Below are 12,363 nucleotides of genomic sequence, written 5' to 3'. Positions count from 1 at the left end.
CCGGCTGGTCCCGAATTCGCTGTCAGTACTGCGTGCAGGTGTCGAACACAGTACGAACGAATCCGGAGCCCGGCCCGCCGAAGAAGGCGTTGACGCGATCGACCACGGCCGGCTGCGAAGACAGGAAGATCTGACGCTGCCACGGCGGCGCGGCAAGAAACGCGGCGAAGGACGACGAGAGGGGCGACGATGCGAGGGCCGCGCCTTCCTCCGGGCTCACGGCGTACGTCGCGGCGACGATCTGCGAGAACGAGCACGGCGAGTTGACGATGGTGTCGGAGGGGGCAGCACTGGCCACCGAACCGAACACCAGCGATCCTGCGGCGACGGCGCCCAGGACTGCTGTACCTCTGATCGTTGCTGTGCGAAAGTCCATGAGGATCCCCAGACGTGTAGTGCATGTGGTGGTCGACAGATCCGCCGACAGGGCAAACGATACCGCCCGGCCGGGTATCGCGTTCGGGTTAAGCTCGGCCGGGCGAGAGTGGAGCCAGCAGAAACGACCTGGCAGAGGCGAGAGTGGAGCCTGCAGGCTGAGTGTTCTGGGCGTGACCGGGACGATGGGAGAACGAGATGACGGTCGAGTTCGGGACGTGCAATCTGTGCGAAGCGATGTGCGGTCTCGAGTTCACGGTCGAGGACAACGCCGTCACCTCGATTCGCGGTGACAAGAAGGACCCGTTGTCTCGGGGTCATATCTGCCCGAAGGCATTGTCGCTGATCGACCTGCATGCCGATCCCGACCGGTTGATCAAGCCGGTACGCCGCACCGATTCGGGGTGGCAGGAAATCGAATGGGACGAGGCCTACCGCATCGTCGTCGACGGTCTGGTGTCCACGCGCCGTGATCACGGCGCCAACGCGGTCGGGATCTACCAGGGCAATCCGAACGTGCACAGTCTCGGCGCGATGACCCACGGTATTCCGTTCACGTCGATGCTGCGGACCCGAAACAGGTACTCGGCGACGTCGCTGGATCAGCTCCCCCACCAGTTGGTCAATCACCTCATGTACGGGCATCAACTCGTACTCCCCATCCCGGACATCGACCGGACGGATTTCTTTTTGGTTCTCGGGGGCAATCCGATGGCGTCGAACGGTTCGATGATGACCGTTCCGGATTTTGCGCAGCGTGTTCGAGATCTGAAAGCCCGCGGGGGGACACTCGTCGTGGTCGATCCGCGTCGAACCGAAACTGCTGACGTCGCCGACGAGCATCATTTCGTACGTCCCGGCACCGACGCGTTGTTGCTGCTCGCACTTGTCAACGTCGTTCTCGAGACAGGCGCGACCCGCGTTGCCGACTATGTCGACGGGGTGTCCGAGATCGCTTCTTTCGTGCGAGATTTCGCACCGGAAGCCGTCGCTCCCGTCGTCGGCATGGCGGCCGAGGCCATCACCGATCTGGCAACCCGGTTCGCCGGCGCCGAGTCTGCCGTCGCATACGGGCGGATGGGCGTGTCCACGCAGAAGTTCGGGACCGTGTGTCAGTGGGCAATTCAGGTCCTCAACATTCTCACCGGCAATCTGGACCGCGTGGGCGGGGCGCTTCTGACGGACCCCGCGATCGATCTGGTGGAGCGAAAGATCGTGGGCCGCGGCCACTTCGACAAGTGGCGCTCACGGGTGCGTGACCTGCCCGAGTTCGCCGGTGAGTTCCCCAGTTCCACACTTGTCGACGAGATGACGACTCCCGGAGACGGCCGCATCCGTGCGATGGCGGTGTTCTCCGGCAACCCGGTGCTGTCGATGCCCGGTGGCGACACACTCGACCAGGCCTTCGCCGATTTGGACTTCATGGTGTCGTTCGATTTCTACATCAACGAGACCTCGCGTCACGCCGACGTGATCCTTCCTCCGACGATGTCGTTGGAACGCGATCACTACGATCTGATCTTCTCCACCTTCGCGGTACGCAATACCGCCAAGTTCATGCCCGCGGTGTTGCCGAAGAAACCGGGTGCGAAGGCGGACTGGGAGATCTTCCGCGACCTGGGCATCCGGTATCAAGCGGCGCTGGCGCAGTCTCCGGTGGACCGCGTTCGACGACGCCTGTCACCGAAATCGGTTGTGGCCGAGGCACGTCTACGCCTCTCGCCGCGTCGAACGGTGGATGCACTGCTACGCAGCGGAAGGAAGGGACTGTCGGTCCGGGCTCTGTCCAAGTCCCCTCACGGCACCGATCTCGGCCCGTTGAGGCCCGGGCTTCCGGCCAAACTGCGTACCCGCGACAAGCGCATTCAGCTGGTTCAGGATGTCGTAGTGGGCGATCTGCCTGCCGTGCACGACATGCTGACGACGGCGTCCGTGCCCGCGGACGGTCAGTTGCTCATGATCGGGCGACGACACCTGCGCAGCAACAATTCCTGGATGCACAACACCGCTCGACTGACGAAGGGCAAGCCACGCCACCAGCTGCTCGCCCATCCCGACGACCTGCGCGCACGCGGGATCGGCGACGGGGCGCTGGTGACGGTCACGTCCGCAGCAGGCTCGGTCAGCATCGAAGTGCTCGCATCGGATCGTATGATGCCCGGAGTGGTCAGCATGCCCCACGGCTTCGGCCACCAACGCACAGGCGTCGAACTGTCCGTCGCATCGACCGTGAAGGGTCCGAGTGTCAACGACATCACCGACCCTCAACAGGTCGACGCGGTCTCGGCCAACGCAGTTCTGAACGGTATCCCGGTCACCATCGCAGCTGTGTGATTGTTGTAGCATTCGTAACCGCTCGCCTCGCGCGAGATGGGGCGGTAGCTCAGTCGGTTAGAGCCGTGGACTCATAATCCATTGGTCGCGGGTTCGAGCCCCGCCCGCCCCACGTCTGGTCCACCGCGCACCGACACGCCTCGGTAAAACCATATGGTTTCGTGTCAAAATTCGCCGGTGAACTCAATACGCGTCCGAGTCCAGTCGGCGTCGGCGTCGGCGAAGCAGATATCCGCGGTCATCGATGTTCCCGGTGGCGGCAGTTTCGACGTCTCCACGCGGTCGAACTACACGTTGGATCACTCTGCGACACCGTGGCTTGCGCCGGCGCTGGCAGCGGGTATGCGTCGGCACCGAGATCTCGTCATCGACGGGACGGTAGACCCGACGGCTCTCGATGGTGCGACGAAGGCCCAGAAAGTGTTGGCCGACTGGTACAGGACCTATCGTCGGATCGAAGTTTCTGCAGCGCAATCACCGCCCACCAGGACGCTTCCTGAGCGGGCGACCGGCGTCGGCTGTTTCTTCAGTGGTGGCGTCGACAGTTTCTATTCGGCGATCACGCAAGCGGATCGCATAACTCACCTGATTTTCGTTCACGGTTTCGATATCGCTGTCGGCGATTCCGAACTGGCCCGGAAAGCGTTGACCGGCGCCCGCGCTTCTGCTGCAGAACTCGGTAAGCCCCTCATCGAGGTCCAGACCACGGTCCGGTCGGCACTCGGGGACCCTTTGGCTCTCGATTGGGGGCACGTCTTTCACGGGCCGTCGCTCGCCCACGTCGGACTTGCACTGTCGAAACACTTGGGGACGGTTGTGATTCCCTCGTCCTACAGTCGCGATCAGTTGCACCCGTGGGGCTCGCACCCGTCCCTCGACCCGTTGTGGTCCAGCGACTCGGTGTCGTTCGAGCACCACGAACTCGACGTCGGCCGGTTCGGGAAGATCAGGAGAATCAGCAGTTCGGACACTGCGATGAACAACTTGCGTGTGTGCTGGCTCAACACCGACGGGGCTTTCAATTGCGGAGAATGCGGCAAGTGCGTTCGAACGAAGCTCGGTCTCAGGACAGCGGGAGTGGAGAGCCCCACGCTCCCCGGATCCATAAGTCCTGAAGCTGTCCGGACCATGTATGTCAGCGAGGGTGAGCGCACGTTCTTGCGGGAAGGTCTCGCCGCAATGCAAGACGCTGGAATTCGAGACGAAGCGCTGACCAGAGCACTCCGGTATGCCATTCGCCGCAGCTACGTTCGACGCTTCATTCCGTTCTCTCGCTGATCGAGCTCGATATGTCCACCGTTGCCTGGATCAGCGGCAAGCTTCACGGCACCACGGTCACCGGCCATCGCCCGGCTTTGACCAATCGCACGGCGACGGATCCGAACATTCGATGGCCTGCGTGCTCGGAGGCGCCGACGACGATGGCGTCGGCGCGTAGTTCGTCGGCGACGGCGACGAGGCCGTTGAAGGGGTCACCGGTCGCGGTGCGGAATTCCCACCGGATCGCGTCGGTGTCGTGGGTCGACTTCTGAATGTAGGCGAGGAGTTCGTCGGCGATTTCCTTGCCGGTTTCGACGAGAGAGATTCCGGCTTGGCCCCAGGCGGCGGTTGCGATGGGTTGGACGTAGACCAGGACGAGCAGCGAGCCTTGCCGGCGAGACAGTCCGGCGGCATAGGCTGCGGCACGCCAGGCCGAATCGGAGCCGTCGATCCCGGCGAGGATGACCTTGGGCCCGTCCACTCCGTACTCGAAGACGGAGGAATCGGGGGCATGCGCTGGCTCGTCCACCCTTGCAGGTTACCCAGCCTCACGATCGCGTCGGTCACTCCTCCCGACTCCGCTCTCGGCCGCGGAAATTTCGATACCGACTCCGCGATTGACCTGCGTATCTACGCTGGGTGCGGGTCGGCCCTTCCACGAGAGGTGAACCACATGTCCGTGCTTTCTCGCTGTGCCGCGGTAGGCGTGTCCTGTGTCGCGTTGGCCGGCCTCTCCCCTGCTCTTGCCGGTGCGACGCCTCCGGCCGGAGTGACAGCGGAAACTCTGGCTCATGTTTCGTTTCCGCTGATCGCCGGCAGCGCAGAGTTCGCCGGCACCGATTTCACTGCGCGCCGGATCACCATTGCACCCGGCGGAACCACGGGATGGCACTATCACGACGGTCCGGTGTACGCGTACGTCGAATCCGGTGTTCTGACAAGGACTTTGCACGACTGCACCAGGGTGTCGACGCCTGCGGGTCAGGTTGTTGCCGAGGAGGTCGACGCCAGCCACGTCCATCAGGGCGCCAACCTCGGCGACGTCCCCGTGGTTCTGTACGCTGCCTACATCGAGCCTCCGGGCAAACCGTTTGCCGAGGATGCGCCGGCGCCCCTGTGCGCCGGGTGATCGATCCACTGTGACCACTCGGTATCCTTGACGGTCGAATGCAGCTTCTCGAGTCCAGGGCAGCGACACCAGACCCTGTGCGATATCCGCACACCCCGATCGGAGTGTTCATGACCGGTGATTTACACGCCAACGGAATCGCGTCGACCGATCCGGCGACGGTGTTCACGGCTCTTGCGGACATCGTGTATCGCGGTACCAGCGCCGACGAGGTGTACTCAGCCATCTGTGTTGCTGCGACGCTGCTGGTCGACGGGTGTGACCATGCGAGTTTGATGGTCGTCCAGCGGGGTCAGCCGGTCACTGTGGGTGCGTCCGATCAGGTGGCGCGGACTGTGGACGACATCGAGCGCGCCACCGGCGAGGGCCCGTGTCTGGACGCGATCGAGCAGGAATCTGCTCAGATCGAACCCGATTTCCTGTCGCCGACGCAGTGGCCGGCGCTTGCGCGAGGCGTGGTGACGCGGACTCCGGTCCGCGGAGCGATGGGTTTTCGGTTGTTGCTGGGCACCAAGAAGATGGGCGCGCTCAACCTGTTCAGTGACACCCCTGGGGCGTTCGACGGTGCCGTCGCGGATCGCGCCATCGTGATCTCGGCGTTCGCCGCGGTGACGGTGTCGGCGATCGCGAGCGGCGAGGAAGCCAGCACCCTGCGTGCCGGGTTGGAAAGCAACCGTGAGATCGGCAAGGCGATCGGCCTTCTGATGGCGACGCACGACGTCGGCGACGATCAGGCGTTCGAGATGCTGCGCAAGACGTCGCAGGACATGAACGTGAAGATCGCTGCGCTTGCGCGATCGGTGATCGAAGCGCACAAGCGCAGCCTCCCCTAGTAGGGGTCACTCACTCCGGACAGGTGGCCCTGGTGCGTCGACTCGCTTGGGCAGAGCGAAGACGAGCAGCAGTGCCGCGACACCGAATGCCGCACTGACGGCCATTGCGACGGACGCGGCGTGCATGAATCCGCTGGCCACGGTGTCGGGGCCGGTGATCGTCAGCGATCCGAAAAGGACACTGCCGATCACCGCGATGCCGACGGCGCTGCCGATGCGCTGCATCGTCGAGATCACGCCGCTGGCCGCTCCCGCATCCTGACGGTCGACCGTCGCGACGATGAACTGCGCGTTCGGTGCGATGAAGGCGCCGTTGCCGAGTCCGCCGATGAACAAGGGCAGCAGCAGTTTCCAGTTGGTGAGGTCTGCGGCCTCGGTGGTCGCGAGAACGATCCAGATCCAGATCAGACCGATGGCGACGAACGACGTCCCGAGCAGCAATACTGTGCGCCCGAGGCGTTGGGTGAGCTTGTTGCTCTGCGACGACGCGATGATGCTTCCGATTGCGAACGGCAGCATCACTGCTCCCGACGACAGCGCGGAGTTGCCCAGACCTGATTGCCACAGCAGCGACAGCGTGAAGAAGATACTGGTGAACGACGCGAAGTACACGAGCGCCAGGATGGTGCCACCGGTGAAGGCCGGGTGGGTGAAAAGCTTGGGCGGCACCAGCGGGTTGCGTCCGCGTCGTGTGTATCGAACTTCCCATACGGCGAACGCAGCGATCAACAGCACACCTGCGACGAGCGTCAGATACGTCCACAGTGGCCAGCCCTGGTCCTGGCCTTCGATCAGCGGTACGAGCAGCGCGACGAGACCTGCGGTGACGAGAACGAGGCCCACCCAGTCGATTCCGGATTGCGGCGTGGTCTCCGTCTCGGATCGCTTCGGCAGCAGAACCGCGGCGGCGATCAGTCCGACGATGCCGATGGGCAGGTTGACCCAGAACACTCCGCGCCAACCGTTCTCGTTTCCGAACGCCTCGATGATGAGACCGCCTGCTATGGGACCGAGCGCGGTGGAGACGCCGATGACTGCGCCCATGATCGCAAAGGCCTTGCCCCGCACCTGCCCTGGGAACAGCAGCTGGATGAACGCGGTCACGGCGGGGACGAAGATGCCACCGGCCAGCCCCTGGACGATACGGGCGACGACGAGTTGGATGTCGTTCTGAGCCAACCCACATGCGAAGCTGGCCACGGTGAACAGTGCCAATCCGGCGAAGAACACCCATTTGTGACCAATTCGGTCACCTACTTTTCCGGCTGGAATGAGCGCAAGCCCGAACGCGAGGGCGTACCCGGAGATGATCCAGGACAGCGTGGCCTCGGACGCGTCGAGACTGGTTTCGATGGTCGGGAGTGCGACGTTGACGATGGTGGTGTCGAGCAGCGCCATGAACATTCCGAGCATCAGCACCACCAGCGCCTGCCATGAGCGGCGCGGCACCACCGCGGCCGGTGCCGAGGCTCGTGAGTTGATTTCGGTCATGGTGTGGAAGAGCCCTTCGATCGGTGTGATGGCGGTGAGTGACGTGGTGGCGGAAAGTGTGTGCGTGCACGTTCCTCGGCGACGAGGTCGGGTAAGGCGTCGACGAGGCTTTCGTGCCAGTCGATTTCTGCGTGCAGGCGTTTCTCTCGATGTTCCAGAGCGAACGTCTCGGCCCTCGACAAGTACGGCCGCGCCCGTGCATTTGCTTCTCGGGCGGTGTGCAGTAGTTCTTTCAGCATCGCGATGCGCCCGGTGACGATGCCGGGAAGCTCGTCGAGACGGTCGGGGTCGAGCCTGCTCAGGGCCAGGTCGAACGGATCGGGTCGTAGCACGTAGTCGGTCAGTCCGTCACGTCTGAGTTCGCTCAGTGCGACGCGACCGGCCTCGGTGATGCCGTACACCTGGCGAGCCGGGAAGTTGCCTTCCTGCTCGGTGCGTACATCGGAAATCAGACCTTCGGCATGCAACCGCTTCAGCGCGCCGTACAGCCCGCCGACGGAGATGTCGGTCCACATGTGGACGTGCTCTTCCTCGGCCAGCAATTTGAGGTGATGGCCGTGCATCTCACCACGCTGGGCAAGAGACCCCAGGATGAACAGGCGGATGGACGACACGGAACTACTCTCGCAGGAGTACTCGCGCAAGTCAAAGCGTCTACCAGCGGAAATATCCCATTCATCGGATTCGTCCGGATCCGATCCGGTCGACTTCACGTCGTGCACCGGGCAGCCGTGAGGACAACGTCACATCGGCCTAACCGACAGGTCATCGATGGGAATCCTCGGACGATGATCGTGGGTTCGTGGCAACAGAAACAGTCGACGTCAGTGTGGACACCGTCAAGACGGTGTGCGCGTACTGCGGCGTCGGATGCGGAATGACGTTGCAGATCACCCGGGGACCCGACGGCCCGGCGACGGTCGAGAAGTCCGTCGGAGACAAGTCTCATCCGTCGAACTTCGGCCGACTCTGCACGAAGGGTTCGACGACGTCGGACATGCTGCTGGCTCCCGGGCGCCTCACCACTGCGCTGACCAGAGCCAGGCGTGGGGACGATCCGATGCCTGCGGACACACGTCGGACGATCGAGGAGACGGCGCGGAGGCTGCGGGCGATCCTCGACGAACACGGACCCGACTCCGTTGCGATCTACGTGTCCGGGCAGATGTCCTTCGAGGCGCAGTACCTGTCGAACAAGTTGGCCAAGGGTTTCATCGGAACCAACCAGATCGAGTCCAACTCGCGGCTCTGCATGGCCAGCGCAGGTACCGGCTACAAGCAATCGTTGGGAGCGGACGGCCCTCCCGGCTCGTACGAGGATTTCGATCACGCGGACGTGTTCTTCGTCACCGGGGCGAACATGGCCGACTGTCACCCCATCTTGTTCCTACGCATGATGGATAGGGTCAAGCAGGGCGCCAAGCTGATCGTGGTCGATCCTCGGCGCAACGCAACCGCGGACAAAGCTCACCTGCATCTGCAGATCACCCCCGGAACCGACCTGGACCTGTTGAACGGTCTCCTGCACCTTCTGGTCGCCGACGGTCACGTGGATCGCGAGTTCGTCGACGAGTTCACCGACGGCTGGGACGCCATGGAGAGCTTCCTCGCCGAGTACACGCCGGCCGAAGTGAGCAGGAGAACCGGCATCGACGAGCAGGCACTACGGACGGCCGCGACGTGGATCGGCGAGGCCGGCAACTGGATGAGCTGCTGGACAATGGGTTTGAACCAGTCGACGCACGGAACCTGGAACACGAACGCCGTGATCAATCTACATCTGGCGACCGGTGCGATCTGCCGTACCGGCAGTGGTCCGTTCTCTCTGACCGGTCAGCCGAACGCCATGGGCGGCCGCGAGATGGGGTACATGGGCCCCGGTCTACCGGGTCAGCGGTCCGTGCTGTCGGAGGAGGATCGGACGTTCGTGGAGAACCGGTGGGATCTTCCTCCGGGAACACTCCGCACCGAGGTCGGCGGCGGCACCATCGACATGTTCTCACGCATGGCCGACGGCGACATCAAGGCATGCTGGATCATCTGCACCAATCCTGTTGCCTCGGTGGCAAACAGGAAGACAGTCATTGCCGGACTCGAACGTGCCGAGTTGGTGATCACTCAGGATGTGTTCGTGGACAACGAGACCAACGGATACGCCGACGTCGTCCTTCCCGCCGCACTGTGGACGGAATCGGAGGGTGTCATGATCAACTCCGAACGCAACCTCACATTGTTCCAGAAGGCCGTCGACGCTCCGGGGCAGGCGTTGCCGGATTGGCAGATCATCGCAGCGATGGCGTGCGAGCTCGGATTCGCCGACGCTTTCACCTATTCGAGCGCCGAGGAGATCTTCGAGGAGATCAAACAGTTCTCCAATCCGCGAACCGGGTACGACCTGCGCGGAGCGACGTACGACCGTCTGCGCGCCACCTCGTTGCAGTGGCCGTGCCCGCCGGACGACGACGCCGACCGGCATCCTATTCGCTACGTCAACGACGGGATCAGCCAGACTCAGCGCGTGCTGAGCGACGGATCGGTTCCGCGCCTGTCATTTCCGACGCCGACCGGCCGAGCGCAATTCTTCGCTCGACCGTCCATGGCACCGGCGGAGATGCCCGACGACGACTACCCGTTCCTGCTCAACACCGGCCGACTTCAGCACCAGTGGCACACCATGACGAAAACCGGAAAGGTGGCCAAACTGAACAAGCTGAACCCTGGTCCCTTCGTCGAACTTCATCCCCTCGATGCCGAACGGCTCGGCGCTGCGAACGGCGACCGGATCGAAGTAGCGTCCCGGCGTGGCCGAGCAGTGCTGCCTGCCGTGATCAGCGATCGCGTCCGACCTGGAGACTGCTTCGCGCCGTTCCACTGGAACGACTCCTTCGGTGAATACCTGTCCATCAACGCCGTGACCAACGACGCGATCGATCCGTTGTCCCAACAGCCCGAGTTCAAGGTGTGCGCCGTGACGTTGACCAAGGTTGCCGGGGCCGTCGAGAAAAGCGACCCCGTGCCCGCTTCCGCTTCGCCTTCGGCAGTCGACGCGTTGGCCGGCCTGGTCGGCGATCACGCCGGACCGGCGCTACCACTTCCCGTGCACGAACAGCGTTACATCGCAGGCCTTCTCGCCGGTCTCCGCGCGGACGGTTCGTTGGCCGGCACTCCCATGTTGCCCGCCACTACTCCCCTCTCCCCCGAGACCCGAGCGTGGGTGGAAGGACTGCTCGTAGGCCTGTTCTCGCGCCAGGACGTAGCCGCACTGGACGCACGGGCGGGGAGCGACGCGCTCGGGCGGGATGCATCGGGCAAGGCAGCGGTGCTCGTCCTGTGGGCGTCGCAGACCGGCACGGCCGAGGAGTTCGCCTACTCCAGCGTGGATGCGTTGAGGAACGCCGGCATCGCGGTGACGGAGCACGTCATGGACGATTTTCCGGCCGCTCGTCTGTCGCAGTACACAGACGTGCTGCTGATCAGCAGCACGACCGGTGACGGTGACGCACCCGACAACGGCGCGACGTTCCTCGACGGACTCAGCGGGGACGACGCCCCGGATCTGACCGGACACCGCTTTTCGGTCCTCGCATTCGGAGACTCAAACTACGACGACTTCTGCGGCAACGGGCGTCGACTCGACAGCAGATTGGCCGATCTCGGCGGCGAACGCCTCGTGGGCCGAGTCGACTGCGAACCCGACCACGAGGAAGCGTCGGCGATGTGGCTCGAACGGGTGCTGGCCAAGCTGAACACGGCATCGCAGCCCGTCCCGCCGGCAGTGATCGCTCCGACGTCAGCATCGGCCGCCGGAGCGCCGTCGTACGGCAAGAAGGCGCCGCTGCCCACTGCACTGGTACGAAACACCCCACTGAGCGCGGCCGGCTCGAGCAAGGACGTCAGGCAGTTCGGATTCCACTTGCCGGAAGGCACGCTCACCTACTCGGCGGGTGACGCGCTCGGCGTCTGGCCGCGCAACAGTGACGTGTTGGTCGAGGAATGGCTGGGCGCAACGGGTCTGGACGGAGACACCGTCGTCGACCTTGCCGGGCACGAGTCGATGCCGCTTCGCATCGCTCTCCGCGACCGGCTCGAGATCGCGAAGGCCACACCGGACCTGCTGAAGTTCGTGCACTCCCGCACCAACGACGCCGACCTCGAACGAATGCTGATGCCGGAGAACAAGAGTGCGCTCGCGGACTGGATGTGGGGTCGGCAGTCCATCGACGTACTGGCTCACGCTCCGGTGACAGCGGACGTGGACCAGTGGCTGACGGTACTGAAGCCGCTGCAGCCGCGGCTGTACTCCATTTCGTCGAGCCCGAAGGAAAGCCCGAGCGAAGTGCAACTGACCGTGTCCACGGTGCGGTTCAACGTGCACGGCATACCGCGTCGCGGTGTGTGTTCGACGTATCTCGCCGACCACGCCGAGGGTGAGGACGTGGGAATCTTCGTTCAGAAGTCGGCGCATTTCAAACCCCCGGAGGACCCGACCGTACCGATGATCATGGTCGGACCAGGGACGGGAATCGCCCCTTTCCGCGCCTTCCTGCACGAGAGGCGCGCTCTCGGCCACACCGGCCCGAACTGGCTGTTCTTCGGTGAGCAACATGCCGCAACGGACTTCTACTACCGCGACGAGCTGACGACGATGCTCGACGACGGTTCCCTCACGCGCCTCGACGTCGCGTTCTCTCGGGATCAGGCATCCAAGGTGTACGTGCAGGATCGGATGGTCGAGCACGGTCCTACGCTGTGGAAGTGGCTCCAGGAGGGCGCACACTTCTACGTCTGCGGCGACGCGTCACGCATGGCGAAGGACGTCGACAACGCACTCAAAGGAATTGTCGCTCAGCATGGTCGGCTCGCTCCAGCCAGCGCCGACGCCTACGTCAAGTCGTTGTCGGCCGAGAAGAGGTACGTCCGCGACGTGTACTGAGTATCGTC

At 63.7% G+C, this 12,363-nt stretch carries 9 protein-coding genes and 1 tRNA gene; 6 read left to right on the top strand and 4 right to left on the bottom strand.

Annotation, left to right across the window (positions count from 1 at the left end):
* Positions 1 to 22: 22 nt before the first annotated feature.
* Complete coding sequence (locus CH292_RS19650; protein WP_019667437.1) at positions 23 to 376, bottom strand: hemophore-related protein; 354 nt, start codon at positions 374 to 376, stop codon at positions 23 to 25.
* A 197-nt stretch (positions 377 to 573) separates the two neighbouring features.
* Between CH292_RS19650 and CH292_RS19645 the strand changes: the two genes are divergently transcribed.
* The 3 genes from CH292_RS19645 (at position 574) to CH292_RS19635 (ending at position 3,987) form a co-directional block, all read left to right on the top strand.
* Entirely contained in the window at positions 574 to 2,709 is a 2,136-nt protein-coding gene (locus tag CH292_RS19645) for a molybdopterin-dependent oxidoreductase (protein ID WP_094655533.1), read from the top strand.
* A 38-nt stretch (positions 2,710 to 2,747) separates the two neighbouring features.
* Positions 2,748 to 2,821: transfer RNA gene (locus tag CH292_RS19640), tRNA-Ile, on the top strand.
* A 65-nt stretch (positions 2,822 to 2,886) separates the two neighbouring features.
* Positions 2,887 to 3,987: a hypothetical protein gene (locus CH292_RS19635; protein ID WP_094655532.1), complete on the top strand. Its 1,101-nt coding sequence runs from the start codon at positions 2,887 to 2,889 to the stop codon at positions 3,985 to 3,987.
* Positions 3,988 to 4,030: 43 nt separating this feature from the next.
* Here the strand turns inward: CH292_RS19635 and CH292_RS19630 are convergent, their stop codons facing one another.
* Positions 4,031 to 4,498, bottom strand: coding sequence for a universal stress protein (locus CH292_RS19630; protein ID WP_019667440.1), 468 nt, complete (start codon positions 4,496 to 4,498; stop codon positions 4,031 to 4,033).
* 144 nt (positions 4,499 to 4,642) lie between these two features.
* Here CH292_RS19630 and CH292_RS19625 point away from each other — a divergent pair, with 144 nt between their 5' ends.
* Together CH292_RS19625 and CH292_RS19620 are read left to right on the top strand one after the other, a co-directional pair.
* The gene (locus tag CH292_RS19625; protein ID WP_019667441.1) at positions 4,643 to 5,098 is read left to right on the top strand and encodes a cupin domain-containing protein; all 456 of its coding nucleotides are present in this window, start codon (positions 4,643 to 4,645) and stop codon (positions 5,096 to 5,098) included.
* Between the two features lie 110 nt (positions 5,099 to 5,208).
* Positions 5,209 to 5,931: a GAF and ANTAR domain-containing protein gene (locus CH292_RS19620; RefSeq protein WP_179278015.1), complete on the top strand. Its 723-nt coding sequence runs from the start codon at positions 5,209 to 5,211 to the stop codon at positions 5,929 to 5,931.
* Positions 5,932 to 5,937: 6 nt separating this feature from the next.
* On the opposite strand, the gene CH292_RS19615 is transcribed toward CH292_RS19620, so the two are convergent.
* Positions 5,938 to 7,422, bottom strand: coding sequence for a DHA2 family efflux MFS transporter permease subunit (locus CH292_RS19615; protein ID WP_094655530.1), 1,485 nt, complete (start codon positions 7,420 to 7,422; stop codon positions 5,938 to 5,940).
* A complete protein-coding gene (locus CH292_RS19610; protein ID WP_230594142.1) occupies positions 7,419 to 8,036 on the bottom strand; it encodes a PadR family transcriptional regulator in 618 nt (205 codons plus the stop codon). The genes CH292_RS19615 and CH292_RS19610 overlap by 4 nt, the downstream gene beginning before the upstream one ends.
* A 188-nt stretch (positions 8,037 to 8,224) precedes the next feature.
* On the opposite strand from CH292_RS19610, the gene CH292_RS19605 reads away from it, so the two are divergent.
* Complete coding sequence (locus CH292_RS19605; RefSeq protein ID WP_094655529.1) at positions 8,225 to 12,355, top strand: bifunctional nitrate reductase/sulfite reductase flavoprotein subunit alpha; 4,131 nt, start codon at positions 8,225 to 8,227, stop codon at positions 12,353 to 12,355.
* Positions 12,356 to 12,363 lie beyond the last annotated feature (8 nt).

It is taken from the genome of Rhodococcus sp. 14-2470-1a, from assembly GCF_002259425.1.
GTDB lineage: Bacteria > Actinomycetota > Actinomycetes > Mycobacteriales > Mycobacteriaceae > Rhodococcoides > Rhodococcoides fascians_E.
The sequence above is the reverse complement of the archived record's forward strand: the minus strand, read 5'-3'. Positions and strand labels throughout refer to the sequence as shown.

Excerpts from the sequence above, each read along its gene's own strand:
- CH292_RS19650 (WP_019667437.1), bottom strand. The coding sequence starts at position 376 with ATGGACTTTCGCACAGCAACGATCAGAGGTACAGCAGTCCTGGGCGCC.
- CH292_RS19620 (WP_179278015.1), top strand. The coding sequence starts at position 5,209 with ATGACCGGTGATTTACACGCCAACGGAATCGCGTCGACCGATCCGGCG.
- CH292_RS19615 (WP_094655530.1), bottom strand. The coding sequence starts at position 7,422 with ATGACCGAAATCAACTCACGAGCCTCGGCACCGGCCGCGGTGGTGCCG.
- CH292_RS19645 (WP_094655533.1), top strand. The coding sequence starts at position 574 with ATGACGGTCGAGTTCGGGACGTGCAATCTGTGCGAAGCGATGTGCGGT.
- CH292_RS19625 (WP_019667441.1), top strand. The coding sequence starts at position 4,643 with ATGTCCGTGCTTTCTCGCTGTGCCGCGGTAGGCGTGTCCTGTGTCGCG.